This is a genomic window from Actinomadura fulvescens, assembly GCF_039533225.1.
GTDB lineage: Bacteria > Actinomycetota > Actinomycetes > Streptosporangiales > Streptosporangiaceae > Spirillospora > Spirillospora fulvescens.
The window spans coordinates 217,566-241,306 of sequence record NZ_BAAATD010000002.1; the positions used below are offsets into that span (position 1 = coordinate 217,566).

The window sequence follows — 23,741 nt, forward strand, 5'->3', positions numbered from 1 at the left end:
GACACACCCGCCTCCGGTTTTCGGCAGAATGCTGGCTCGTGCGCGCACTTCGGGGGATCTTCGACTGGACGCTGTTCGCCGTGCTGCCCGTCCTGGTGCTGGCGGGATGCACGTTCGGCGGCGGTGACGGGCGGCCGGGCGGCGGGGGAGCGGGCGGTGGTCCGGGCACGTCCGCCGTGGCGGCCCCGGCCAAGGCCGCCGACACCGTGGCGGAGAACGCGCGGCCGGGCACGCCTGACTGGCGGCTGCGCAAGCGCGGTCAGGCGGACGAGATCGAAGGTTACGCCGACCGGGTGAGCGTGCTCCCCGGCGAGAGCTTCCGCCTGTTCGTGTCGACGACGACCAAGGGCTTCAAGGCCGAGGCGTTCCGGGTCGGCTGGTACGGCGGGGCTCGGGCGCGCAAGCTCTGGGAGTCCCCACGCCAGCCCGGCCTCCGCCAGGCCTATCCCAAGGTGAGCAATCAGAACTACACGGTGACCGCGCCGTGGAAGCCGTCCCTCACGGTCACCACCACGGACTGGCCAGAGGGCGTCTACCTGCTGCGGCTTACCGCCGACTCCGGCGCACAGCGGTATGTGCCGCTGACGCTGCGTTCGCGTGATGCTTCCGGCCGCCTGGTCATTCTCAACGCCACAACCACGTGGCAGGCATACAACCTGTGGGGCGGCCACAACCTCTACAACGGACCTACCGGCTACAGCGACCGGTCGCGTGCGGTCAGCTTCGACCGGCCGTACGACAAGGACGGCACCGGCAAGTTCATGAGCTACGAGCATGCGGCGATCGTCCTGGCCGAGAAGACCGGGAAGCAGCTGGCCTACGCGACCGACAACGATCTGCACGCGAACCCGGACCTGCTCAAGGGAGCGCGCGGGCTGGTCACGCTCGGGCACGACGAGTACTGGTCCACCAACATGCGCACCAACGTCACCAAGGCCCGCGACAGCGGGGTCAACATCGCGTTCCTCGGTGCCAACGCGGTCAACCGGCACATCCGTTTCGGCCCGACCAAGCTCGGCCCCGACCGCCTGGTGACCTGCTACAAGGACTCCTCCGAAGATCCTTTCGCCAAGACCGACCCGAAGGAGTCGACGCAGGACTGGCGGTTGCCCCCGGTGCCGCGTCCCGAGAGCGACCTCATCGGGATCATGTACAACTGTTTCCCGGCGGCCGGCTCGTTCACCGTCCGGCGCCCGGCCAGCTGGCTCTTCCGCGGCACTGGCGTGCGCAAGGGCACGGCCTTCCCCGGACTGATCGGCCCGGAGACCGACGCGATCAATCCGGCCGGTCCGACGCCGCGGCCCATCGAGGTGATCGCCCACTCGGCGATCGACTGCGGCGGCACCTCCATGACCGCGGACGCCACGTACTACACGACCAAGAGCGGTTCCGGCGTCGTCGCCACCGGCACCATGCGCTGGGTCTGCGCGATGCGCGGCCCCAGGTGCGGGCACGGCGTGACCGTGGCGGGCCAGCGCTTCGTGACGAAGGTGACCGAGAACCTGCTGGTGGCCATGGCCGCGGGCCCCCTCGGCGCCACCTATCCCGCCAAGGACGACCTGCCCGAGTTCATCGGCTGAGGAGGATCGCACTCCATCCCCGGGTGGAGAACGCTTCGTCCAGCCTGGCGCCGTTCCGCGCGAGAGGCGGCGTTGCCTAGCGTTCAGCACATGACCTTCCTCTCCACTGGTCTCGCGTCCGTTAGCGTCATCGCATGAAGCCCGTCCGGTTGCGCGTGGACCCCGGGTGGTTGCGTCCGCTGGTCATAGCCGGGGCGTTGACCTGGGGCCTTGTGGCGTACGTCCGGGACCTGTTCGAGTCCGACCCCAAGCCCGCGCTGCACGGCGATGGCCTGCTGCTGGTCGTGCTGAACGTCGTGGCCTTCGCGAGCCTGAGCGCGGGCATCTGGCTGACCCGTTCACGCGTGGAACGCGGACAGGGATGGGAAGACCGCGGACACGGCGGACGCGGCGACCACGGCGGACGCGGCGACCACGGCGGACGCGGCGACCACGGCGGACGCCGGGAGCCCTGGGCGCCGCGACGGCGTGCCGGGGTGGTCCTGCTGCTGGTCTCGGTGGGGTGCTCACTGTGGTTGTACGGCCTGTCGTCGCGGGAGAACGTGGGCTTCGTCTTCGCCCTGATCGCCCTGTGGGTGCTGCTCAACCTCCTGTCGATCGGATGGGGCGCCGCGCTGGCGGCGGTGACCGTGGCGGCGGTGGGGCTGATCGGCTGGGACATCCTGACCGACGGCACGGAGCTCGGGCTCATGGTGGCGTTCGTGGCGGTGACGCTGGGCGCGCTGGCCACCCGGCAGCGGGCGCTCGCGCAGCAGGCGGCCAAGCGGGCGGAGGCCGACACGCTGATCCTCGCCGAGCGCTCGCACATCGCCCGGGAGATCCACGACATCCTGGCCCACTCGTTGTCCGCGCAGATCGTTCATCTGGAGGGCGCGCGGCTGCTGCTGGCGCGCGACGGCGACCGCGTCCAGGTGCTCGACCGGGTCGAACGCGCGCAGCGGCTGGCCCGCTCGGGGCTGGAGGAGACGCGCCGCGCGCTGGCGACCCTGCGAGGCGAGGCGCCGCCGCCCGAGGAGGCGCTGACGGAGCTGGCCGAGGAGTTCCGGGCCAGTACGGGCCGCGCGTGCGACACCGAGGTGTCCGGTACGCCGCGCGAACTGCCGCCGCAGGCCGGGCTGGCCGTGGTCCGCACGGCGCAGGAGGCGCTGACGAACGTCCGCAAGCACGCACCGGGTGCCCGGGTGCGGCTGCGCCTTGCCTACCTCGACGGGCGGGTCGAACTGGACGTCACCGACACGGGCGGCACCGAGCCCGCGCTCGCGGAGGGCGTGAGCGGTGGCGGGTACGGCCTGGTGGGGATGCGTGAGCGTGCCGAGCTGATCGGTGGGACCCTGGACACCGGTCCGGAGGGGGAGGGGTTCCGAGTGTCGCTGAGGCTGCCCGCATGAGCGCCGCGAGGACGCGCGTGCTGGTCGTCGACGACCAGACGGTGGTCCGCGAGGGCCTGCTCCTGCTGCTGGAGCTGCTGCCCGGGATCGAGGTGGTCGGCTCCGCGGCCGACGGCGAGCAGGCGGTCGCCGGGGTGGCCGAGCTGGCGCCGGAGGTCGTGCTCATGGATCTGCGGATGCCGCGGATGGACGGGGTCGAGGCGACCCGGCGGATCAAGGCGGCCCATCCCGAGGTGGAGATCGTCGTCCTGACCACCTACGCCGACGACGAGTCCATCTTCGCGGCGCTGCGCGCGGGCGCCCGCGGCTACCTCACCAAGGACGCGGGGGCCGAGCAGATCGCCGCCGCCGTCGAGACCGTACGGAACGGCTCGTCCCTGCTGGACCCGGCGGTGCAGCGCCGGCTCGTCGAGGCGGTCGCCGCGGGCGAGAGACCGCGGCGGCACGGCGATCTGCCCGACGGCCTCACCCGCCGCGAGGGGGAGGTCCTCGCGTTGATCGCGCAGGGCCGGTCCAACACCGAGATCGCCGGCGACCTCTTCATCACCGAGGCCACCGTCAAGACCCACATCAACAACCTCTTCGCCAAGGCGGGCCTGCGCGACCGCGCCCAGGCCGTCAGCTACGCCTTCCGTCACGGCCTGGCGGGCTGAACGGGACGGCGGACGCGGGGGCGAGCGCGCGGGCGAGGGCGGCGCAGGCGACGTGCTGGGCCTCGCGGGCCGGCGGCAGGACGTGGTCAAGGCCGAAGAACCCATGGAACGTCCCGTCGAAGCGGCGAGCTTCGACGGGAACGCCCGCCTCGGCCAGCCGCGCCGCGTACGCCTCGCCTTCGTCGCGGAGGGGGTCGCATTCCGCCGTGATGACGCACGCGGGCGGCAGCGCGGCGAGGTCGGCGGCGCGAAGCGGCGAGGCGTACGGGTCGGCGCCGTCGGCGGGACTCGGCAGGTACTGCTCCCAGAACCAGCGCATGGCGGTCGCGGTGAGGAACCCGTCCTCGGCGTGGTCACGGTAGGAGGCGGTGTCCTGCGCGGCGTCGGTCACCGGATAGATCAGCAGCTGGAACACGATCGGCGGACCGCCGTGGTCGCGAGCGTGCAGCGCGGTCGCGGCCGCCAGCGCGCCGCCCGCGCTGTCGCCCGCGACCGCGAGCCGGGCCGGATCACCGCCGACCGCCGCGCCGCCGCCGACCGCCGTGCTGCTGCCGACCGCCGTGCTGCTGCCGACCGCCGTGCTGCTGCCGACCGCCGTGCTGCTGCCGACCGCCGCGCCGCCGCCGAACGACGTGCTGCTGCCGAACGACGCGCCGCTGCCGAACGACGCCGCGTTCTCGTACGACCACGCGACGGCGGCACGCGCGTCCTCGACCGCGGCGGGGAACGGGTGCTCGGGCGCCAGCCGGTAGTCCACGGAGACGACGATGACGTTCGCGCCGGCGGTGAGAAGGCGGCAGATCCGGTCGTGCGAGTCCAGGCCGCAGAGCGCGAATCCGCCGCCGTGGAAGAACACCACGACCGGGAGCGGCCCGGGCGCCCCGGCCGGATGGTAGATCCGGATCGGGAGGTCGCCCGCCGGTCCCGGGATCGTCCGGTCGTGGACTTGCCCGAGCGGGGGAGCGGGCAGCTCGGGACCGGGGGCGGCGGCGAGGACGCGGCGCGCCTCGGCGGCGTCGAACACCTCCGTGCCGACGGCCGGGAACCGTACCCTCATCGCCGCGACGATCTCCGTGGCGAGCGGTCCGAGCGGCATCGCCTCAGCCGCCCGCCGGGCGCGCGTCACGGAAGTGCGGGATGACCTTCGCGCCCCACTGCCGGATCGTCTCCAGGCACGCCTCCTGCGGGACGGTGCCCATCTGGATCAGGCACATGACCTCGTCGGCACCGGCCGCGGCGAGCCGTTCGACGTGGGCGATCGCGTCCTCGGCGGTGCCGTAGGCCTGCTCGGCGCGGAACGTCGCCGTGGTGTTGGACCCGACCGGGATCTTCGCCTCGTGCAGGTAGGCCAGCTGCTGCTCGGCCGCGTCCCTGATGGCGCGTACCTCGTCCTCGCCGGGCAGCACGGCCTCGTCCGGCGGCGGCGCGGTGCCGTACCAGTGGGCGATCGACTGCGCGAAGAAGCGCTGCCCGCGCGCGCCGATCCGGACGGCCTCGGCCCGGTCGTCGAGCACGATCGTCGGGCACAGCGCCGCGAAGTGGTCGTTCACGGCCGTCGAGACGAACCGTTCGCCGGTACGGGCCGCGATGGCCGCGTCGTAGACCTCGCGCATCTCGGCGATCTGATCGGGCCCGGCGAAGCCCAGCACGAGCGCGCCCACGCCGTAGTCGGCGGCGAGCTTGAGGGTGTCGCGCCTGGAACACGCGAGGAAGAGCGGCGGATGCGGGGTCTGCACGGGTCTGGGAAGGATCGGGTGCGGCGGGATGTCGAGGAGCTCGCCGTGCCACTCCAGTTCGTCGTCCTGCCAGGCGGCGCCGAGGATGCGCAGCGCCTCGTCCATCTCCGCGTAGGTGCGTTCGGGGTCCACGCCGCACAGCGACGTCTCCTGACGGGTGGCGCCGCGGCCCGCGCCGACGTCGAGGCGGCCGCCCGAGAGCACATCGAGCATCGCGGCGCGTTCGGCGACCCGCGCCGGATGGTTGAAGTTGAACGGCAGGCAGACGACGCCGTGGCCGAGCCTGATGCGGCCGGTACGGGCCGCCACGTACGTCAGGAAGATCTCCGGTGCGCTCATGTGCGCGTACCACCGCAGCGAATGGTGCTCGACGGCCCAGACGCGGTCGAAGCCCACCTCCTCGGCGTGCACCGCCTGTTCGACGCAGTCGTGCAGGACCTGCCGTTCGTGCTCGGCCGTCGGGTCCGCGAGTTGCGCCTCAAAGATCATCGAGAACTGCACCTGACCACCTCACCGTGCGTCATCGTCCCGGCACGCCTGTCCCAGAAGCCATATTCCAATTTGGAATACCGTCGCCGGATAATCAAGCCTTTGCCTGTCAGGAATCACTGTCAAGAACTTGTCAGGTCCTGTTGCGTCGCGGGCCATGATCGGGTCTACGCTTGCGGGCATGCCGCCAACCGCAGATCGGCCCCCCGCACAACCGACCGACGGTGACGACAACGTGTTCACGCGGCTTCCGGCCACGGCCTGGGCGGTGCTCGGAATCCTGTCCTTCGGCGAGGAGCTCACCGGCTACGAGGTACGGCGGTGGGCCGACCACATCCTCCGGTTCTTCTACTGGAGCCCGGCGATGAGCCAGATCTACTCCGAGCTCAAGCGGCTGGAGCGGGTCGGCTACGCCGCCTCCCGCACGGTGACGGGCGAGGACACCCGGACCAAGCGCGTCTACGCCATCACCGACGCCGGCCGCGGCGCGCTCTCCCGCTGGGTCGAGGACGCGCCCGTCGAACCGCCCGTCCTCAAGCACGGCGCGGCACTGCGCGTGTGGCTGGGGCACCTGGCCACCCCCGAACGGCTGCGCGAGATCGTGGCGCAACACCGCGACAACGCCCAGCGGCTGCACGAGGAGGCCGAGTATTCGCGGCGCAGCGCCGCGGACGTGCCCGGCTGGGTCTACCCGGAGCTGGTGGCGCGCTGGGCGGCGCGCTACTACGCGGCGGAACGCGACCTCGCCGAGCAGATGCTCGCCGACCTCGACGAGCTGCGCTGACCTGACCGCCGCCTCGCCAACGTAGGGCAGGTGCTCGGCAAGGCTGGGTCAAGTTCGCCCGTGGCCGGAAGCGGGCTGCTCACCATGGGTAGTGATTCCCCCGTCGGTGAGCCGAGAGGACGTTGGCGTGCCCAAGACCTGGATGATCGCGGATTACCTGCGGCCCTACGCACAATGGCGCATCAACCGGGCCGAGGCGCGGGACGACGGGCGCAACGCGCGGGCCGCGATCGGCCTGATCGACGCCGCCGCCTACTGCCTGCACAAGGACGACAGCGAGCGGGTCATCGTCCGCATGGCCATCGCGGGGTGCTTCGCCCTCGGCCGGTTCAACCCCGGCGCGGAGGGTGAACGCATCATCCGCCGCTGGCACTACGACGACCAGACCGGTAGCCCGGCCGAACTCCTGGAGGCACTGGCCTCGGCGGCCGAACGGGGCCTCCGGTCCGAGGAGGTCCGGCGGCCCGGACTGCCGCGGCCCCGCGTCGGAGCCGGCTGAGAAGCCCCGCTGAGGAGTCGGTCGAGGAGTCGACCGAGGAGTCGGTCGAGGCTCAGCCTGGCTCGTTGCCGGGCTTCCACTTGATGCCGCAGCCGAGGCTGGGGGTGTGCGGTTCGGGTACGGGCTCGCCCGCCAGCACGCGGTCGAGCGCCGCCCGGAGCGCGGAGCCGTCGGCGGGCAGGTCGTTGCGCGGCCGGGCGCCGTCGAACTCGCCGCGGTAGGCCAGCCGGCGGTCCGCGTCGTACAGGAAGAAGTCCGGTGTGCACGCGGCCCGGTAGGCGTGCGCGGCCTCCTGGGTTTCGTCGACGAGGTAGGGAAAGCCGAACCCGGCCCGCTTGGCCTGCTCGCGCAAATGGCCGGCGTCGTCGTCGGGGTAGTTCACGACGTCGTTGCTGCAGATCGCGACGGTGGCGAGGCCGCGCGCCGCGTACTCGGCCGTCACCGCGCCGATGGCGTGCTCGATCCGGCGCACGTACGGGCAGTGGTTCGACAGGAACACCACCAGCAGCGCGGGCGCGCCGGCGAAGTCGTCCGGCGAGACGTCGCCGCCGTCGACGGACGGCAGCGTGAACGGGGGAGCGGGCGTCCCGAGCGGGACCATGAACGAGGAGATGGCCATGCGCCCATTGTCCTCCGGGACGCCGGAGGCGTGCTCACCCGATCGGGGGACGCCGGGGGTGGTGGCTTGACCAAGCGTTCGCTTGCTAGTGTGCGCTCGTGGTTTCCCAGGAGCAGATGAAGGCCGTGCTGCAGTCCTACGTCGACGGCTTCGCCGCCGGTGACCCCGCCGCGGTCGCGGGCCTGTTCGCGGACGACGCGGTGATCGAGGACCCGGTGGGCCATCCGCCGGTCCAGGGCCGCGCGGCGATCGACGAGTTCTACGCCAACGCCGTCGGAGCCGGCACCAAGCTGACTCTCGACACGCCGATCCGCGGCTCGCACGGAAGCCGCGCCGCCATGGCCTTCACGGTCGAGGTCCCGGCCATGGGCATCCGTATCCGCGCCATCGACGTCCTGACGTTCGGCGAGGACGGCAAGGTCACCAGGATGGAGGCCTTCTGGGGGCCTGACGACATCGAGCAGTGAGGGTCAGCTCGCGGGGAGACGCCCGTGCTCCAGCGTGTAGGCCTGCGCCGCGAACTCGCCGCCCTGGGGCAGGTCGCCGATGGTGAACGTGCCGGTGACCTCGGCCGCCCGCGTCTCGGCGTCGTCCTGCGGCAGGTAGCCGAGCTCGTCGCTCAGCTCCCAGAACCGCTGCGTGTTGGCGGAGACCGCGTACGCCGTCAGGAAGTCCGTCTCGACGGTCAGCGCCGCCCGGACGAATCCGGCGCAGTCGCGCGGGCTGAGCCAGGTCGCGAGGTGCCGGGCCTCGCTGGGCTCGGTCTCGAAACTGCCGATGCGCAGGCACACGACCGTGAGACCGAACTTGTCCGCGTAGAGCCGCCCGAGGGCCTCGACGGCCACCTTGCTCACCCCGTACAGCCCGTCCGGTCGCGGGGGCATCTCGGGCGAGACCGTCTCGGCGGTCGGGTAGCAGCCGGTCAGCCGGTTGCTGCTGGCCAGAACGACCCGCGGCACCCCGGCTCGGCGCGCGGCCTCCAGTACGTGGTGCGTGCCGAGGACGTTGCCCGTCAGCAGGTCGGCGAGCGGCGCCTCGTCCGCCACCCCCGCCAGGTGGACGATCGCGTCGGCGTCCGCGACGAGCGGAACGAGATCGTCCGGGCCGTCCACCTCCAGCTGCCGTACCTCCTCGTTCGGCCTCCCACCGGACATCGGCGCACGGTCGACCAGGAGCAGCCGGCCGGCGTCCTCCCAGAGCGCCTCCCGCAAGGAGGTCCCCACGCGGCCGGCGGCTCCCGTCATCACGATCGTTCCCAAAGACATGTCCCGCAGTGTGTCAGGTCCCGCCCGATCCGGCAGGAAACAGACCGCCGTGGGCGGTCCGAGCTCGGTGCGCGCTGCTCGGTGCGCGCTCAGCGTGATCTCGGCCGGCGGGAGGCGTCCTCGCCCGCCAGTTCGCTGACGGCCTCGGCGCCGGCGTCGCCGGTGCGGCGGAGAAAGCCCGCGAGCAGGTCCAGCTCGGCCTGGTCGTAGCCGTCGCAGATCCGGTCGAGCGAGGCGTTCATCCCCGCGAACAGGCCGAGCAGCTCGGCGTTGCGCTCGCGTACGGCCCGCACCTGGACGGCGCGGCGGTCCGCGGGATCACGTTCGCGCACCACCCAGCCGCCTCGTTCGAGCCGGTCCAGCACGCCCGTCAGCGTGGCGGGGTGCAGCCCGGCGCGGCGGGCCAGCGCGGTCGGGGTCAGGGGCCCGTGCGCGTTCACCAGATCCAGGCAGTCCAGGTCGACGTCCTTCAGTTCGAGATGCGCGCCCACCTGCCGGTTGAGCAGGGAGAGCTGCAGGCCGAGCTCGCGCAGCGACTCCCGGATGGCCACGATCGTCCGTCTGCGGTCACCATGTGATACGGAACTCATATCGTATGACTCTCAAATCAATATGTTACGGTTTTCGTATCTTACGACAACGGAGGTATCTTCCATGATTCTCGTGACCGGGGCGACCGGGATCGTCGGGCGCGGCGTGGTGAAGCTGCTGCTGGAGGCGGGCGAGGAAGTGACGGCCGTCACCCGTTCGCCACAGGCCGCCGGCCTGCCGGAGGGCGCGAAGGCGGTCTCGCGGACGACGGATCTCGCGGGCGTGGACGCGATCCTCATCGCACCGCGGGCCGTCGGCGAGTCCACCGGGGAGTTGCTCGCGGCAGCGGTCGCACAGGGCGTCAAGCGCGCGGTCCTGCTGTCCGCGATCACCGTGGAGTACGGGGGCGGATACGAACGTTTCGCCGCGGCGTTCAAGGACGCCGAGAAGGCCGTTCGGGAGTCCGGGCTGGAATGGACGTTCCTGCGCTGCGCCGACTTCGCGGCCAACAACCTGGCGTGGGCGCCGCAGATCCGCGCCGCCGGAGCCGTCCGCGGCGCGTACGGTGACGCGGCGACCTCGTCCATCCACGAGCGGGACGTCGCCGAAGTCGCCGTCCGAGCCTTGCTCGACCCCGCGCACGCCCGCCGCGCCTATGCCCTGACCGGCCCGGAGTCTCTCAGCCAGCACGACAAGGTCCGTCTCATCGGCGAGGCCCTCGGCACCGAACTGACGTTCACCGAGGTGGCTCCCGAGCAGGTCCGCGCGGCCATGCTCGCCCAGGGCGTGCCCGAGGACGTGCCCGACCGCATGCTCGGCTACCTCGCGACCTGCGCCGAACGGCCCGGGCCGTCCACGGACACGGTGGAGCGGGTACTGGGCCGTCCGGCGCTCACCTACGCCCGGTGGGCCGCCGACCACGCGTCCGACTTCGGCGTCCGGTCATGAGCCTGGTGGTACGGGGCGCGCGGTTCGTGAGCGTGCTCTTCGGCGGCGTCTTCGCGGGCTTCCTGGTCGCCGTGCTCGTGCTGGAGCTGTCGCTGCGCGACTACGGCGGCCCCGTGTACGCGCAGGTCAGACAGGTCGAGCTCGACTCGCTCGACAAGCTCGCCGCAGCCACCCTCCTGCCCGCGCTGGTCGCCACGGCGCTGCTGGCCGTCGTCGCGTTCCGGGCACGCGAACGTGGCCGGTGGCGGATGCTCGCGGCCCTCGGGGCGCTGGTGCTGGTCTTCGTGCTGACCCTGACGGTCAACCTGCCGATCAACAGCGAGCAGAACGGCTGGAACGTGCAGGCGCCTCCGGCCGGCTGGGCGGAGGACCGGGACCGCTGGCAGCTCGCGCACGCCGTCCGTACCGTCGCGGCGGTCGTGGCGTTCGGCTGCCTGATCCTCAGGCGCCGGCCGAAGGACCAGAGCGGATGACCCGCGCGGCGAGGGAGCCCGCGCGGCGGCGTGCGCGGGGCGGCTTGAGATGATGATCGTATGGATGAGGCCGCGAGGACCGAACCGCCGCTGGCAGGCGATGAGCGCGCGACGCTGACCGGGTTTCTGCAGTGGCAGCGCGAGACGTTCGCCTGGAAGTGCGGAGGGCTGACCGCCGAACAGCTGCGGGAACGGAACGTACCGCCGTCGAACCTGTCCCTGCTCGGGCTGGTCAGGCACCTGGCCGAGGTCGAACGGGGGTGGTTCCGGATGGCGCTGCGCGGCGAGGACATCGGGTTCCGCTGGAAACGGGACCGCGGCGACGACTCGCCCTTCGAGGTCGACGACGCCGACCCGGACGAGGCGTTCGCGGCCTGGGCGGAGGAATGCGCGCTCGCCCGCGAGATCGTGGACGCCACCGAGTCCCTCGGCACGACCACGGGGTTCCGGGGCGAGGTCTACTCGCTGCGCTGGATCCTCACCCACATGATCGAGGAGTACGCGCGCCACAACGGGCACGCCGACCTCATCCGGGAACGCATCGACGGCGCCACCGGCGAATAGCGCGAGGCCCGCCCCACCTCGGCGGGACGGGCCCGTCGCGTCACTCGTCCGCGGGCTCGATCTCGACCGGCTCGGCCTCGACGAGCGGGCCCAGCGGCCCGCCGACCGCGGCGATCGCCTTCTTCAGCTTTTCGCCGGAGCCGTCGCGGCGGCCCAGCTCCTCCGGCACCTCCAGGGGCTTGCCGGTGGACGAGGCGGCACGCACCGGCGTCACGCCCGCCCAGGCCAGCAAGAGCGTGTCTTCGCCCTTCAGGAAGCGGTGCGCACGCACGCCGCCGGTGGCGCGGCCCTTGGCCGGATATTCGGCGAAGTCGGCGATCTTGATCGCACCCGTCTGGGTGCCGGGCAGCGCCGAGGACGAGCCGGAGATCGTCACCACTCGGGCGTCCCACTCGGGGTCGACCGCGCCGAACCAGATCACCCGTGCGCCGGACGCGAGCTTGATGCCCGCCATGCCGCCCGCGGCGCGGCCCTGCGGCCGTACCAGGGCGGCCTGGTAGTGCAGGAGCTGGGAGTCGCTGGCGATGAAGACCAGATCGGTCTCCTCGGTGTCCAGATGGACGGCGCCGACGACCTTGTCGCCGTCCTTGAGGCTGATCACCTCGAAGTCGTCCCGGTTGGCGGGATAGTCGGGCACCACCCGTTTGACCACGCCCTGCTCGGTGCCGAGGGCCAGCCCGGCGCCCACGTCGTCGAGGCTGCCGAGGCCGACCACGGTCTCGCCGGGCTCCAGCACCACGAACTCGCTGAGCGGCGCGCCCCCGGCCAGCGACGGCGGGCTGGAGGTCGGCGGCAGCGTCGGCAGGTCGAGCACGTCCACCCGGATCATGCGGCCCGCCGAGGTCACCGCGCCGATCTGGCCGCGGGCCGTCGCCGGCACCACCGAGACGAGCACGTCGTGCGGCGACCGCGGACCCTCGACCGGCAGCGCGTCGGCCGAGCCCGTGCGGGCCAGCAGCCCGGTCGAGGACAGCAGCACCAGGCACGGGTCGTCGGCGACCTCCAGCGGCACGGCCGCGGACCGGGTCTGGCCGGACGACTCCAGCAGCACGGTGCGGCGCGGCGTGGCGTACTCGGCGGCCACGTCGGCCAGCTCGCCCGACACGACGGCGCGCAGCCTGGTCTCCGACTCCAGGATCGCGGTCAGCTCGGCGATCTCGCGCGTCAGCTGCTCCTTCTCCTTCTCCAGCTCCAGCCGGTCGTAGCGGGTGAGGCGGCGCAGCGGGGTGTCGAGGATGTACTGCGCCTGGATCTCCGAGAGCTCGAAGATCTGCATCAGCCGCTGCTTGGCCTGCGCGGCGTCGTCGCTCTGCCGGATGACCTGGATGACCTCGTCGATGTTGAGGAGGGCGATCAGCAGGCCGTCGACCAGGTGCAGGCGGTCTTCGCGCTTGGTGCGCCGGAACATCGACCGGCGGCGCACCACGTCGATGCGGTGGTCGACGTAGACCTGGAGCATCTCGCGCAGCCCCAGCGTGCGCGGCTGGCCGTCGACCAGCGCCACGTTGTTGATGCCGAAGGTCTCCTCCATCGGCGTGAGCCGGTGGAGCTCCTCCAGCACGGCCTCGGGGTGGAAGCCGTTCTTGATCTCGATGACCAGCCGGAGCCCGACGTTGCGGTCGGTCAGGTCCTTGAGGTCGGCGATGCCGTTGAGCCTCTTGGCGTTGACCAGCTCCTTGATCTTGGCCTTGACGCGCTCGGGACCGACGCCGTAGGGCAGCTCGCTGACCACGATGCCCTTGCGGCGCGGCGTGACGTTCTCGATGTGGGCCGTGGCGCGCGTGCGGAACGTTCCGCGCCCGTTCTCGTAGGCGTCGCGGATGCCGTCCAGGCCGACGATCTTGCCGCCGGTCGGCAGGTCGGGGCCGGGCACGAAGCGCATGAGGTCGTCGAGCGACGCCTCGGGGTGGTCGATCAGATGGCGCGCGGCGGCGATCACCTCGCCGAGGTTGTGCGGCGCCATGTTGGTCGCCATGCCGACCGCGATGCCGGACGCGCCGTTGACCAGCAGGTTGGGGAACGCGGCGGGCAGGACCTCCGGCTCGTTCTCCTGGCCGTCGTAGTTGGCCCGGAAGTCGACGGTGTCCTCGTCGATCGAGGTCACCATGAGCATGGCCGCCCGGGACAGCCGCGCCTCGGTGTAACGCATGGCGGCCGGCTGGTCGTCGCCGCCGAGCGAGCCGAAGTTGCCGTGCCCGTCGACCAGCGGCATCCGCATGGACCACCACTGGGCCATCCGCACCATCGCGTCGTAGATCGCGCCGTCGCCGTGCGGATGCAGCTTGCCCATGACCTCGCCGACGACGCGAGCGCACTTGACGTGCCCCCGGTCGGGGCGCAGGCCCATGTCGTTCATCGAGTAGAGGATGCGCCGCTGCACGGGCTTGAGCCCGTCGCGCGCGTCCGGCAGCGCCCGCTGGTAGATGACCGAGTAGGCGTACTCGAGGAAGCTGCCGCGCATCTCCTCGGAGACATCGACGTCGATGATGTTCTCTTCGAAGTCCGGCGGCGGGGGAGGGGCTTGGGATCCGCGTCGTGCCATGGAGGCCATTGTTGCCGGTCCCGGGGACAGTTTTACACTCAGCCGACCCGGCGCGCCGTACGGAGGTTCCGAAAATGAGCTCATTGGCCGACTTCCAGAACGAGATCTACCTGTCGGGGCTGGGCGATGCGCTGCCCGGGTTCCCCACCGACCTGACCAAGCTGGAAGCGCTGGCCGAGCGGCGGCTGTCCGCGCAGGCGTTCGGATACGTGGCGGGATCGGCGGGCAGCGAGGCGACCGCGCGGGCCAATCGGGAGGCCTTCGGCCGGTGGCGGATCGTGCCCAGAATGTTGCGCGACATGGCCGAGCGGGACCTGTCGGTGGAGGTGCTCGGGACGGCGATGCCCGCCCCGGTGCTGCTGGCGCCGATCGGCGTGCAGTCGATCTTCCATCCGGAGGGCGAGCTCGCCGTGGCGCGGGCGGCGGCGGCCACCGGTCTGACGATGGTCCTGAGCACGGCCGCCTCGTACTCCATGGAGGACGTCGCGGAGGCGAACGGCGACGGGCCGCGCTGGTACCAGCTCTACTGGCCCAAGGACCGTGACCTCGCGGTCAGCTTCCTGGAGCGGGCGAAGGCGGCCGGTTACACCGCCCTCGTCGTCACGCTCGACACGTTCACCCTGGCCTGGCGGCCACGCGACCTTGACCAGGCGTACCTGCCGTTCCTGCGCGGCATCGGCGTGGCCAACTACTTCAGCGACCCGGTCTTCCAGCGGGCCGTCGGCGGGCCGGTGACCGGCGCCAACCGGGACCTGGCGCTGATGCACTGGGTCGCCAACTTCGGAAACCCGTCGCTGACCTGGGACGACCTGGTGTTCCTGCGGGAGCACTGGGACGGCCCGATCGCGCTCAAGGGCATCCAGCATCCTGACGACGCGCGGCGGGCCGTGGACGCCGGAATGGACGGGATCATCGTCTCCAACCACGGCGGGCGCCAGGTCGACGGGGCCGTCGCCTCGCTGGACGCGCTTCCCGGCGTCGTCGAGGCAGTGGGCGACCAGGCGACCGTGCTGTTCGACAGCGGAATCCGCACGGGCTCCGACGTGGCGAAGGCGCTGGCCCTGGGCGCCAAGGCCGTCCTGGTGGCCCGGCCGTACGCCTACGGGCTCGCTCTCGGCGGCGAGGCGGGCGTACGGCACGTGCTCCGCTGCCTCCAGGCCGAACTGGAGCTGACCCTGACGCTGTCCGGCGTGACCCGCCCGGCCGAGCTCGGCCCGGACTTCGTGGCCCCCGCCCCGTGACATTTGTCATGGGGCATTCCTGACGGGCGTGACTGCACGTTCGAGCCCATGATCGGCAGCATGGAGGCATGCGGGCGAATGTGATCGAAGTGCGGGAACTGCGGGTCCGGCTGGGGGACGGCGAGGCCCTGCGCGGCGTCTCGTTCACCGTCGCGCAGGGGGAGATCTACGCGCTGCTCGGCGGCCATGGAGCGGGCAAGACCACGCTCCTGGAGACCGTCGCCGGGGACCGGCGGCCGACCTCGGGGACCGTGCGGGTGCGGGGCGCCGACCCGTACGCCGGCCGGGACGCCATGCGCGCGGGGGCCGTGTGGCGGGACGGCGGGCTGTTCCCCGGCCTGACCGTCGCCGAGGTCGTCGACACCTGGCGGCGCTGGACCCTCGACCCGCTGACCCGGGACGAGGCCCTGCGGCTGACCGGGCTCGGCGCGGTGGCGGACGTCCCGTTCGAGAAACTGGGCGGGGGGCAACGACGGCAGCTCGACCTGGCGCTGGCCCTGGTCGGCCGGTCCGACGTGCTGTTCCTGGACGAGCCGACCGCGGGGCTCGGCGGGGACGACGCCCGCCGGGTCTGGTCGGTGCTGCGTTCCCTGGCGGCGGCGAACGGGGTCACGGTGCTGCTGACCACCCGTGACGTGGACGAGGCCTGCCGCGCCGACCGGGTCGGGGTCATGGCGGAGGGCCGCCTGCCCGTCGGCCGGCATCCCTTCGGCGTCCGGGCGGCCTAGGCGGGTCAGGCCTTGGCGGGTCAGGCCTTGGCGGGTCACATACGCTGAATCCCCGTTGACCGACCGGAGACTCAGGTGCAACCCAGGATCCCCCGGCCCACGGTGGTCGCCGCGGCCATCGTGGCGCTCACGCTGGTGACGCTGGCGGGTCTGCTGGCGCCCGCGCTCTGGTACGAGCTGGTCGAACGCCGGGAGCCGGGACGCCTCGTGGCCGGGGGCGCGGGCGTCGCGGCGATCCTCGTCCTCTACGCGCGGCTCTTCTGGCTCAACCTGATGCGCCGCACGGCGCCCGTCCACAGCCTCGGCCTCGCCGCGATCGCCGCGCTCTGCTGGACGCTTCCGGCCGTGCTCGGCGGCGCCGGCGGCTGGGGCAACCTGCTCATGGTGCCGGCCGGGCTGATCGCGGTCGTCCTGCCGCTCCGCCAGGCCGTCGCGGTCACCGTCGTGGGCGGCGTGCTCACCCCGGTGTACGGGCTGCTGCTGGGCCTGCCCGCGCTGAACATCCTGTACGAGGCGATCGGCTTTCCGATCACGGCGTTCTCCGGCTACGTGACCGTCTGGCTCTTCCACGTCGTGCAGGAGCTGCGCGAGGCCCGTACCGAACTGGCGCGTTCGGCGGTGGGGGCGGAGCGGCTGCGCTTCGCCCGCGACCTGCACGACGTCCTTGGCCACAGCCTGCAGGCGGTGGCGCTGCGCGCCGAGGTGGCCGAACGCTTCGTCGACCGGGACCCGCCGCGCGTGCGCAAGGAGCTGACCGAGATCCAGACGATGGCGCGGGACGCTGTCCGGGACGTCCGCGAGATCGTCCGCGGCTACCGGGCGACGTCGCTGCGCACCGAACTGGAGGGCATCTCCGCCGTCTTGCAGGCCGCCGGCATCCGCTGCGACCGTCCCGAGATACCCGACCTGCCCGCCCACGTGCACGAACCCCTCGGCTGGGTCGCGCGGGAGGCCGCCACCAACATCCTGCGGCACAGCGGCGCCTCCTGGTGCCGGATCTCCCTCGGCACCGACACCCGCGTTCACCTGGAGATCGTGAACGACGGCGCCGACCGGCGTTCGCACACTCCGGGCACCGGCCTGCACGGTCTGGCCGAACGCGTCGCCGCGGCCTCCGGCGAGTTCACGGCCGGGCCGGACGGCGACGGCACGTTCCGCGTACGGGCCTCGGTGCCGCTGGAGAAGCCGCTGGAGACGTCATTGCCGTCGGGGAAGCGAGAGTCATGATCCGGGTCCTGCTGGCCGACGACCACGCCCTCATCCGCGAGGCCCTCGTCCTCCTCCTCGAAACCGAGGACGGCATCGAGGTCGTCGGCGACGTCGGCCGTGGCGACGAGGCCGTCGACCTGGCCCGCAAGCTGACCCCGGACGTGGCCGTGCTCGACATCGACATGCCGGGGCTCGACGGGCTGGCCGCCGCCGAGCGCCTCTCCCGCGAGCTGCCCGCCTGCAAGCTGGTCATCGTCACGGCCCACGGCCGCCCCGGCAACCTGCGCCGGGCCATGGGCGCCGGTGTGCGCGGGTTCCTCGGCAAGGACGCCCCTGGCGCACGCCTCGCCGAGGTCATCCGGCAGGTCTCCGACGGCGCGCGCTACATCGATCCGCAACTCGCCGCCGACGCGCTCGCCGCCGAGGAGTGCCCGCTCACGCCGCGCGAGCTGGACACGCTGCGCGCCGCCGCCGACGGCGCCCCGATCTCCCGCATCGCGCGTTCGCTCGGCCTCTCCCAGGGAACGGTCCGCAACTACCTGTCCGCGGCCGTCATCAAGCTGGGCGTGGACAACCGGCATGCCGCGGTACGCGCGGCCCGCGACCTCGGCTGGCTCTGACAATCGGCGGGTTTACGGTCGCGGCCCGGCGACCTTGATCAGCGGCACGCGAAGATCAGGGCGCCGCGTTTGGTGACGGGAAGCGGCGTCGTGATCTGGGCGGCGGCGTCGACGGCGGCCGGGCGGGGGACCTGGCGCGCGATCAGGTAGTCGCGGACGGCGTCGCGGTCCGGGAGCGTGATCAGCGCGGCGTCCCAGCGTTCCACCTCGACCGTGCCGAAGACGGAGGCGACGAGGTCCTGAGCCTCCTCGGCGTCGAACGGGGTGGGCTCGCGGCGCCAGACGGCGGCGAGCTCCGGGCTGTCGTCGCGGGCGATGGCCGACGCGACGAAAAGGCCACCCGGGGCGAGGACGCGACGGGCCTCGCGGAGCGCGGGCATCGGGTCGTCCAGGTGGTAGAGCATGTTGATGGCGAGAGCGGCGTCGAAGACATCTGCGGCGAACGGCAGGCGGGCCGCCTCGGCCTGGACGACGGGACGCGGGTGCGCGCCGAGCATCGTGGCCGAGGCGTCCACACCGACGAGCCGCCGCGGAGCCGACCCGAGGGCTTCAGCAGGACCGGGTGAGACACGCGCGAGCAGTGGGAGTGCCGCCGGGGTGGCTGCGGCGAGGGCCGCGGCAAGGGCGCCCTCCCCGCAGCCGATGTCGACGATCGTGCTCCGGCCGGTCAGCCTGGTGGCGAGATGCTCGTACAGGCTCGGCGCCGACAGGTGGCGCTCGGTGATGCGCGAGCCGAGGCGAAAACGCTCGGGATCGTCGTCGTAGTCCGGCGGAACGGCCACCCGGCCAGTGTGCCAGGAGCGCGCCACGGGGCTAGGCCGTGGATGGGAGCGCTCCAAGTGGCTGGCCGAGATCGAGCGAGGCGAGCAGCGAGCCGTCGTCCGCGAGCGCCTCGATCACCGGGGCGCGCCGCGCTCCCCACACCACCACGGCGTGGCCGTGCGCGGGCACGTTCATGGAGCGGCTGCCGACGCGCAACCGCGTCACCTCGGCCGAGACCTGCAGCCGGGCCTGGCTGACCCACTTGGCGCCCCACGGCAGCAGCCGGTCGGCGTTGCGGACGCTCTTGCCGGTGCCGTACGTCATCAGGTGACCGCCGAGCTCGGAGACGGTACGGCGGGTGAGGGGCCGCTCGGGCGCGGACCCGCCACCGCCGCCGAGCTCCATCCACTCGCCGTTGCGGCGGTGGAACGTGGTGCCGAAGACGAACAGCCCGAGCGGCTCGCGGCTCAGGAAGGTGACGACCCCGACGTCCCCGTCCACATCGACGCCGAGCGGCAGGAAGCCCGTCTCGTCGTCGAACTCGGCCGGTGCGGGCTCCGGCATCCCGTCGCGCAGCAGCCGGAGGAGCTCGGTGTGCAGCTCGTGGTCGGTCATCTCCGGAACCTCTTGATCGTGCTCGTGCCAGGCAGCGGAACGGGCCCCTCCGAAGCCGGAAGAGGCCCGATGTCAAAGCCCCACTCTAAGGGTCTGAGACGCCTGATTTCACCCGATCCGATCACGCGTCCGCGCCGTCCACGACGTGGTGGACCTGGGGTGGCACTAGGTTCACCCTCGGTCTTCACGCCCGCTGCATGGCAGCACCTCAGCGGGGCCAATACCGTGGTGGCTCATGGCATCCATCTCTGCGCTGAGACGTGCGCGTACGCACGCTCCGTGGTCGGTGGCGGCGTGGCGCGACACCACGTTCGTCGTCTCCGGGGTGCCCCTCCAACTCGCGCCATGGTTGCCGTTCTGGGCCCCGTACCGCTTCTGGTGGATCTCGGTGCTCGTGGTGGTGCTCCTGGCCCATCCGCTCACCCGGGCCCACCGCGAACGGTTCTGGGCGATGCTCGGCGTGGAGATTCCCTTGCTGCCGCGCAAGAGTCGGTACGGTTCCGGCTGGCAGGGCGCACTGAGACAGCTGCGTTCGTGGACGGCTTGGCGGGTGCTCTTCTACCACGTGCTGGTCGGTCCGCTCATCGCGGTGGGCGGGCTGCTGACCCTGTGGGTGTGGGCGGCCGGCGCCGCGATGGCCCTGCTCCCCACGTTCGCCTGGGCGCTCCCGGAATCCAGCGGGCTGTCGTCTGGCGATCACGCGTTCACCGTCGCGTTCACCTGCGCCACCGGCGTTCTGCTCCTGCTGGCGGCACCCTGGCTGGCGAGGACCGTCACCCGCCTCGACACCCGCGCCGGGGTCGCCCTCCTCGGCCCGAGCCGAGCCGAAGAGCTCGAACGCAAGGTCGAGGACCTCGCGGAGAAGCGCGCCAGCGTCGTGGACGCGGCCGACCTCGAACGGCGCCGCATCGAACGCGACCTGCACGACGGCGCCCAGCAACGGCTCGTCTCGCTGGCCATGAACCTCGGCCTGGCGCGCGAGACCCTCACCGGCGTCCCGGACGAGGCGATGCAGGTGATCATCGAGGCCCACGAGGAGGCGAAGGAGGCGCTCGCCGAGCTGCGCGACCTGATCCGCGGCCTGCATCCGGCCGTGCTGGAGGACCGCGGGCTGGACGCCGCGCTCTCGGGGGTGGCCGCCCGCGTGCCGCTGCCGGTGCGGCTGCGGGTGAACGTGCCGGAGCGGGCGTCGTCCACCGTCGAGGCGGTCGCCTACTTCGTCGTCTCCGAGGCGCTCACGAACGTGGTGAAGCACGCCCGGGCGACCAAGGTGGAGATCGCCGTCGACCGGATCGGCGACGTGCTCAGGGTGACCGTCACCGACGACGGCATCGGCGGCGCGGCCCCGGGGGGCGGCACCGGGCTGGCCGGGCTGGCACGGCGCGTGCAGTCCGTGGACGGTACGTTCCGGATCACCAGCCCCGCCGGGGGGCCGACCACCATCACCGTGGAGTTGCCGTGCGCATTGTGATCGCCGAGGACTCGGTCCTGCTCCGAGCCGGGCTGACCAAGCTCGTGGAGACGGCCGGGTTCGAGGTCGTGGCGGCGGTCGGCGAGGCGGACGGGCTGCTCGCGGCGGTCGAGCGGCACCGGCCGGACGCGGCGATCGTGGACGTGCGGATGCCGCCCGGCTTCACCGACGAGGGCATCCGCGCCGCGCTGGTCATGCGCCGGCAGTGGCCCGAGGTCGCGGTGCTGGTCCTGTCGCAGTACGTGGAGGAGCGGTACGCGGCCGAGCTGCTGGCGGCCAACACCCGAGGCGTCGGTTACCTCCTCAAGGACCGCGTCGCCGACGTCTCGGTCTTCCTCGACGGGCTGCGGCGTGTGGCCACCGGAGGCACGGCACTCGACCCGGAAGTGGTGTCACAGCTACTGCTGCGCCGCCACAACGACCCGCTCGAACGCCTGACGCCGCGTGAGCGCGAGGTGCTGGAGCTCATGGCCGAGGGCCGTTCCAACGCGGGCATCGCCGAGAAACTCGTCGTCAGCGACAGCGCGGTGGCCAAGCACATCAACAACATCTTCGCCAAGCTCGACCTGCCGCACGCCGAAGCCGACCACCGCCGAGTCCTCGCGGTACTGAGATACCTCCGAGGAGGCGACCCGGCATGAACCCGCCCAAACCTCCCACCCCCAATCCCATCGAACCCAAACCCAACCCACCCAAACCCCAGTCGCCTGGGGTCGGGGGCGGCGTGGGGGCGGTTTTGCCGGGGCGTCCGCGGCGCAGGGGCGTCTGGATCGTGCTGGCGGTGCTCACTGCGATCGTCGTGGTGCTTCCGACCGGCGTGGCGACGCTCGGCCGCCTGCTCGAACGGACCGAGCGCGCGACCGAGACCGTCCCGGGTCCGATCAGGACGCTGGAGATCGACGCGGGTGCCGCGACGGTGGCCGTCGGGGCCGGGACCACCGGCGGGGTCAGGGTCCACAGCACGCTCACCTGGTCGGTTACCAAGCCGAAGGTCATCCGGAGCGTGCAGGCCGGCACGCTCAAGATCCGGGTCGTCTGTGCCGGCGAGGTGGACCCGTTCGGCGGCTTCGGGTGCACGGCCGACCTCGATCTGCAGGTGCCGCCGGAGGTCTCGGTACGCGTTCAGGCCACGTCGGGGCAGGTCGCCATCCGCGACCTTTCTGGAGACGTTGGCGTCTACGGCACCTCGGGCAGGGTGGAGCTGGCCCATCTGCGCGGCAAGGTGGTGGCGGAGACCAACTCCGGCTCGATCGAGGGCCGCGCCATGGCCTCGCCGGAAGTGGACGCGGACGTACGTTCCGGTTCGATCGAGGTGTCGTTCGCCGATCCGCCGCGGAAGGTCAGCGTGCGGACGGGCTCCGGTGCCGCGACCGTCACGGTCCCGCGCGGCACCCACTACCGGGTGGACGGGGGGACCGGATCGGGCGAGCGGGAGGTCGACGGCGCGCTGCGGGACGACGCCGCGACCAGGGTGATCAGCGCCACCACGGGTTCGGGATCGGTCCGCATCGGCTATCCGGCGACGCGGTGACGCAGGTCATAACGGGTGCGATCAATTTGCGTCAGCCATGTGGAGCGGGTTTACTGATGACATCATGATCGACGTACGCACCCGCCTCATGCGCGGCCCGCAGCCACTGCGGGCCATGCGCTGTGCGTGCTGTCGGCGAATGTGTGACCGCTGAGGGCCCCTGCCAGAGCCTCGCGCCCCGAAGCGAGCGAACTCCGACCCCCGAGCCGCACATGATCTTCGAACTGCACCTGCTGAGCCATGCGCCGTGGCCGCCCGGCCGCTCCTAGAGCCCGCGTCAGCAGCGTCCTGTCCTGATCGCCGCTCCGCCTGACGGCGGGGACTTCCGCACGGATGAATTTCCATGATTCAGATCGAAAAACTCCGAAAGGTCTACCGCGCCCGCGGGCGCGCCGTGACCGCCGTCGACGACGTCGACCTGGACGTCCGCGAGGGCGAGATCTTCGGCGTGCTCGGCCGCAGCGGTGCCGGCAAGAGCACCCTGCTCCGCTGCGTCAACCTCCTGGAGCGGCCCGACGCGGGACGTGTGGTGGTCGACGGGCAGGATCTGCTCGCGCTCTCCGGCGGCGACCTGCGCAGGGCCCGCCAGGGCATCGGCATGATCCACCAGCACTTCGGCCTGCTCGGCAGCCGTACGGTCGCGGGGAACGTGGCGTTCCCGCTGGAGGTCATGGGCGTTCCCCGGGCCGAACGCGCCAAGCGGGTGGCGGAGCTGCTGGAGCTCGTCGGGCTGAGCGAGCACGCCAAGGCCTATCCGGCCCAGATCTCCGGCGGGCAGAAGCAGCGCGTCGGCATCGCCCGTGCCCTCGCGGGACGGCCCAAGGTGCTGCTCTCCGACGAGGCCACCTCGGCGCTCGACCCGGAGACCACGGCCTCGATCCTGGAACTGCTGCGCGACCTCAACCGCCGCCTCGGCCTCACCGTGTTGCTGATCACCCACGAGATGGACGTGGTCAAGCGCATCTGCGACTCGGCCGCGATCATGCGCGACGGCCGGGTGGTGGAGTCGGGCAGGGTCCGTGACCTGCTGCTGCGACCCGGCTCCGAGCTGGCGCGCGGCCTGTTCCCGTTGCCCGCGGCGAACGTACGGCCCGGAACCACCGTGGTGGACGTGACGTTCGAGGGCGACAGCGCCGACAAGCCGTTCGTCTCCACGCTGGCCCGGACCTACTCGATCGACGTCAACATCCTCGGCGGCGCCGTCGAGGAGATCGGCGACACCCGCATCGGCCGGCTGCGCATCGAACTCCCCGGCGACCCCGAGATCAACGCGGCCCAACTGGCGCACCTGCGCGAGTCCGGCCTGACCGTCGAAGTCCACGGCCAAGCCCCGGCGTACGAAGAGTCCTTGGCAGACGGCGAGTCCGTGGCACACGGCGAGTCTTTGGCGCACGGCGAGTCTTTGGCGGACGGCCCGGCCCCGGTGGACGGCGAGTCTTTGGCGGACGGCCCGGCCCCGGTGGACGGCGAGTCCGTGGCGGGCGGCGCGGCCG

The 23,741-nt window shown here is 72.1% G+C and carries 24 protein-coding genes and 1 pseudogene; 17 read left to right on the plus strand and 8 right to left on the minus strand.

Features of this window, described 5'->3' with window-relative positions; translation table 11 throughout:
- Positions 1 to 38: 38 nt before the first annotated feature.
- The 3 genes from ABD333_RS08035 to ABD333_RS08045 all read left to right on the plus strand — a co-directional run bounded on the left by ABD333_RS08035 (position 39) and on the right by ABD333_RS08045 (position 3,621).
- The gene (locus tag ABD333_RS08035) at positions 39 to 1,580 is read left to right on the plus strand and encodes a N,N-dimethylformamidase beta subunit family domain-containing protein (RefSeq protein ID WP_344539235.1); all 1,542 of its coding nucleotides are present in this window, start codon (positions 39 to 41) and stop codon (positions 1,578 to 1,580) included.
- Between the two features lie 134 nt (positions 1,581 to 1,714).
- On the plus strand, positions 1,715 to 2,968 hold the full coding sequence (locus tag ABD333_RS08040; protein ID WP_344539237.1) for a sensor histidine kinase: 1,254 nt from the start codon (positions 1,715 to 1,717) through the stop codon (positions 2,966 to 2,968).
- Positions 2,965 to 3,621: a response regulator gene (locus ABD333_RS08045; RefSeq protein ID WP_344539238.1), complete on the plus strand. Its 657-nt coding sequence runs from the start codon at positions 2,965 to 2,967 to the stop codon at positions 3,619 to 3,621. The genes ABD333_RS08040 and ABD333_RS08045 overlap by 4 nt, the downstream gene beginning before the upstream one ends.
- Here the strand turns inward: ABD333_RS08045 and ABD333_RS08050 are convergent.
- A complete protein-coding gene (locus ABD333_RS08050) occupies positions 3,587 to 4,678 on the minus strand; it encodes an alpha/beta hydrolase (RefSeq protein WP_344539240.1) in 1,092 nt (363 codons plus the stop codon). The genes ABD333_RS08045 and ABD333_RS08050 overlap by 35 nt on opposite strands.
- Before the next feature lie 43 nt (positions 4,679 to 4,721).
- Complete coding sequence (locus ABD333_RS08055; RefSeq protein ID WP_344539242.1) at positions 4,722 to 5,858, minus strand: LLM class flavin-dependent oxidoreductase; 1,137 nt, start codon at positions 5,856 to 5,858, stop codon at positions 4,722 to 4,724.
- A 169-nt stretch (positions 5,859 to 6,027) separates the two neighbouring features.
- Here ABD333_RS08055 and ABD333_RS08060 point away from each other — a divergent pair, with 169 nt between their 5' ends.
- Entirely contained in the window at positions 6,028 to 6,630 is a 603-nt protein-coding gene (locus tag ABD333_RS08060) for a PadR family transcriptional regulator (protein WP_344539244.1), read from the plus strand.
- 127 nt (positions 6,631 to 6,757) lie between these two features.
- Complete coding sequence (locus tag ABD333_RS08065; RefSeq protein ID WP_344539246.1) at positions 6,758 to 7,129, plus strand: hypothetical protein; 372 nt, start codon at positions 6,758 to 6,760, stop codon at positions 7,127 to 7,129.
- A gap of 52 nt (positions 7,130 to 7,181) precedes the next feature.
- Here ABD333_RS08065 and ABD333_RS08070 read toward each other — a convergent pair whose 3' ends face one another.
- The gene (locus ABD333_RS08070) at positions 7,182 to 7,748 is read right to left on the minus strand and encodes a thioredoxin family protein (protein WP_344539248.1); all 567 of its coding nucleotides are present in this window, start codon (positions 7,746 to 7,748) and stop codon (positions 7,182 to 7,184) included.
- A gap of 98 nt (positions 7,749 to 7,846) precedes the next feature.
- Between ABD333_RS08070 and ABD333_RS08075 the strand changes: the two genes are divergently transcribed.
- Positions 7,847 to 8,215 (plus strand): nuclear transport factor 2 family protein, encoded by a 369-nt coding sequence (locus ABD333_RS08075; protein WP_344539250.1) that lies wholly within the window; start codon positions 7,847 to 7,849, stop codon positions 8,213 to 8,215.
- Between the two features lie 3 nt (positions 8,216 to 8,218).
- On the opposite strand, the gene ABD333_RS08080 is transcribed toward ABD333_RS08075, so the two are convergent.
- Both ABD333_RS08080 and ABD333_RS08085 read right to left on the minus strand, forming a co-directional pair.
- Complete coding sequence (locus tag ABD333_RS08080; RefSeq protein WP_344539252.1) at positions 8,219 to 9,013, minus strand: NAD-dependent epimerase/dehydratase family protein; 795 nt, start codon at positions 9,011 to 9,013, stop codon at positions 8,219 to 8,221.
- Positions 9,014 to 9,102: 89 nt separating this feature from the next.
- Positions 9,103 to 9,603, minus strand: coding sequence for a MarR family winged helix-turn-helix transcriptional regulator (locus ABD333_RS08085; RefSeq protein WP_344539254.1), 501 nt, complete (start codon positions 9,601 to 9,603; stop codon positions 9,103 to 9,105).
- A 64-nt stretch (positions 9,604 to 9,667) separates the two neighbouring features.
- Between ABD333_RS08085 and ABD333_RS08090 the strand changes: the two genes are divergently transcribed.
- Genes ABD333_RS08090 through ABD333_RS08100 form a run of 3 tightly spaced genes read left to right on the plus strand, consistent with a single transcriptional unit; the run spans position 9,668 to position 11,529 of the window.
- Complete coding sequence (locus tag ABD333_RS08090) at positions 9,668 to 10,492, plus strand: NAD(P)H-binding protein (protein ID WP_344539256.1); 825 nt, start codon at positions 9,668 to 9,670, stop codon at positions 10,490 to 10,492.
- Positions 10,489 to 10,965 carry an anthrone oxygenase family protein gene (locus tag ABD333_RS08095; RefSeq protein ID WP_344539257.1) on the plus strand — a complete coding sequence of 159 codons (477 nt, stop codon included), beginning with the start codon at positions 10,489 to 10,491 and terminating at the stop codon, positions 10,963 to 10,965. The genes ABD333_RS08090 and ABD333_RS08095 overlap by 4 nt, the downstream gene beginning before the upstream one ends.
- A gap of 60 nt (positions 10,966 to 11,025) precedes the next feature.
- Positions 11,026 to 11,529: a DinB family protein gene (locus ABD333_RS08100; protein ID WP_344539259.1), complete on the plus strand. Its 504-nt coding sequence runs from the start codon at positions 11,026 to 11,028 to the stop codon at positions 11,527 to 11,529.
- Positions 11,530 to 11,569: 40 nt separating this feature from the next.
- On the opposite strand, the gene ABD333_RS08105 is transcribed toward ABD333_RS08100, so the two are convergent.
- Positions 11,570 to 14,071, minus strand: coding sequence for a DNA gyrase/topoisomerase IV subunit A (locus tag ABD333_RS08105; protein ID WP_344539261.1), 2,502 nt, complete (start codon positions 14,069 to 14,071; stop codon positions 11,570 to 11,572).
- A gap of 74 nt (positions 14,072 to 14,145) precedes the next feature.
- Between ABD333_RS08105 and ABD333_RS08110 the strand changes: the two genes are divergently transcribed.
- The 4 genes from ABD333_RS08110 (at position 14,146) to ABD333_RS08125 (ending at position 17,869) form a co-directional block, all read left to right on the plus strand.
- Positions 14,146 to 15,312: a lactate 2-monooxygenase gene (locus ABD333_RS08110; RefSeq protein ID WP_344539263.1), complete on the plus strand. Its 1,167-nt coding sequence runs from the start codon at positions 14,146 to 14,148 to the stop codon at positions 15,310 to 15,312.
- A 68-nt stretch (positions 15,313 to 15,380) separates the two neighbouring features.
- Positions 15,381 to 16,040, plus strand: coding sequence for an ABC transporter ATP-binding protein (locus ABD333_RS08115; protein ID WP_344539264.1), 660 nt, complete (start codon positions 15,381 to 15,383; stop codon positions 16,038 to 16,040).
- Between the two features lie 75 nt (positions 16,041 to 16,115).
- A complete protein-coding gene (locus ABD333_RS08120; RefSeq protein ID WP_344539265.1) occupies positions 16,116 to 17,267 on the plus strand; it encodes a sensor histidine kinase in 1,152 nt (383 codons plus the stop codon).
- Positions 17,264 to 17,869: a response regulator gene (locus tag ABD333_RS08125; RefSeq protein WP_344539266.1), complete on the plus strand. Its 606-nt coding sequence runs from the start codon at positions 17,264 to 17,266 to the stop codon at positions 17,867 to 17,869. The genes ABD333_RS08120 and ABD333_RS08125 overlap by 4 nt, the downstream gene beginning before the upstream one ends.
- A 38-nt stretch (positions 17,870 to 17,907) precedes the next feature.
- Here ABD333_RS08125 and ABD333_RS08130 read toward each other — a convergent pair whose 3' ends face one another.
- Positions 17,908 to 18,651, minus strand: a complete 744-nt coding sequence (locus ABD333_RS08130; RefSeq protein WP_344539268.1) for a class I SAM-dependent methyltransferase — start codon at positions 18,649 to 18,651, stop codon at positions 17,908 to 17,910.
- 31 nt (positions 18,652 to 18,682) lie between these two features.
- On the minus strand, positions 18,683 to 19,246 hold the full coding sequence (locus ABD333_RS08135; RefSeq protein WP_344539270.1) for a hypothetical protein: 564 nt from the start codon (positions 19,244 to 19,246) through the stop codon (positions 18,683 to 18,685).
- Positions 19,247 to 19,481: 235 nt separating this feature from the next.
- On the opposite strand from ABD333_RS08135, the gene ABD333_RS08140 reads away from it, so the two are divergent.
- The 4 genes and pseudogenes from ABD333_RS08140 to ABD333_RS08155 form a co-directional block, all read left to right on the plus strand.
- On the plus strand, positions 19,482 to 20,717 hold the full coding sequence (locus ABD333_RS08140) for a sensor histidine kinase (RefSeq protein ID WP_344539272.1): 1,236 nt from the start codon (positions 19,482 to 19,484) through the stop codon (positions 20,715 to 20,717).
- On the plus strand, positions 20,705 to 21,358 hold the full coding sequence (locus tag ABD333_RS08145) for a response regulator (protein WP_344539273.1): 654 nt from the start codon (positions 20,705 to 20,707) through the stop codon (positions 21,356 to 21,358). Before ABD333_RS08140 ends, ABD333_RS08145 begins: the two co-directional genes overlap by 13 nt.
- 140 nt (positions 21,359 to 21,498) lie before the next feature.
- A complete protein-coding gene (locus ABD333_RS08150) occupies positions 21,499 to 22,248 on the plus strand; it encodes a DUF4097 family beta strand repeat-containing protein (RefSeq protein WP_344539275.1) in 750 nt (249 codons plus the stop codon).
- Between the two features lie 343 nt (positions 22,249 to 22,591).
- Positions 22,592 to 23,563, plus strand: a pseudogene (locus ABD333_RS08155) (methionine ABC transporter ATP-binding protein); the annotation flags it as partial.
- Between the last annotated feature and the right edge of the window lie 178 nt (positions 23,564 to 23,741).

Bases quoted from the DNA above. Each gene is read 5' to 3' on its own strand.
- ABD333_RS08045 (WP_344539238.1), top strand. From the start codon at position 2,965: ATGAGCGCCGCGAGGACGCGCGTGCTGGTCGTCGACGACCAGACGGTG.
- ABD333_RS08105 (WP_344539261.1), bottom strand. From the start codon at position 14,071: ATGGCACGACGCGGATCCCAAGCCCCTCCCCCGCCGCCGGACTTCGAA.
- ABD333_RS08110 (WP_344539263.1), top strand. From the start codon at position 14,146: ATGAGCTCATTGGCCGACTTCCAGAACGAGATCTACCTGTCGGGGCTG.
- ABD333_RS08125 (WP_344539266.1), top strand. From the start codon at position 17,264: ATGATCCGGGTCCTGCTGGCCGACGACCACGCCCTCATCCGCGAGGCC.
- ABD333_RS08070 (WP_344539248.1), bottom strand. From the start codon at position 7,748: ATGGCCATCTCCTCGTTCATGGTCCCGCTCGGGACGCCCGCTCCCCCG.
- ABD333_RS08115 (WP_344539264.1), top strand. From the start codon at position 15,381: ATGCGGGCGAATGTGATCGAAGTGCGGGAACTGCGGGTCCGGCTGGGG.
- ABD333_RS08040 (WP_344539237.1), top strand. From the start codon at position 1,715: ATGAAGCCCGTCCGGTTGCGCGTGGACCCCGGGTGGTTGCGTCCGCTG.
- ABD333_RS08100 (WP_344539259.1), top strand. From the start codon at position 11,026: ATGGATGAGGCCGCGAGGACCGAACCGCCGCTGGCAGGCGATGAGCGC.
- ABD333_RS08080 (WP_344539252.1), bottom strand. From the start codon at position 9,013: ATGTCTTTGGGAACGATCGTGATGACGGGAGCCGCCGGCCGCGTGGGG.
- ABD333_RS08085 (WP_344539254.1), bottom strand. From the start codon at position 9,603: ATGAGTTCCGTATCACATGGTGACCGCAGACGGACGATCGTGGCCATC.
- ABD333_RS08135 (WP_344539270.1), bottom strand. From the start codon at position 19,246: ATGACCGACCACGAGCTGCACACCGAGCTCCTCCGGCTGCTGCGCGAC.
- ABD333_RS08050 (WP_344539240.1), bottom strand. From the start codon at position 4,678: ATGAGGGTACGGTTCCCGGCCGTCGGCACGGAGGTGTTCGACGCCGCC.
- ABD333_RS08060 (WP_344539244.1), top strand. From the start codon at position 6,028: ATGCCGCCAACCGCAGATCGGCCCCCCGCACAACCGACCGACGGTGAC.
- ABD333_RS08140 (WP_344539272.1), top strand. From the start codon at position 19,482: ATGGCATCCATCTCTGCGCTGAGACGTGCGCGTACGCACGCTCCGTGG.
- ABD333_RS08095 (WP_344539257.1), top strand. From the start codon at position 10,489: ATGAGCCTGGTGGTACGGGGCGCGCGGTTCGTGAGCGTGCTCTTCGGC.
- ABD333_RS08090 (WP_344539256.1), top strand. From the start codon at position 9,668: ATGATTCTCGTGACCGGGGCGACCGGGATCGTCGGGCGCGGCGTGGTG.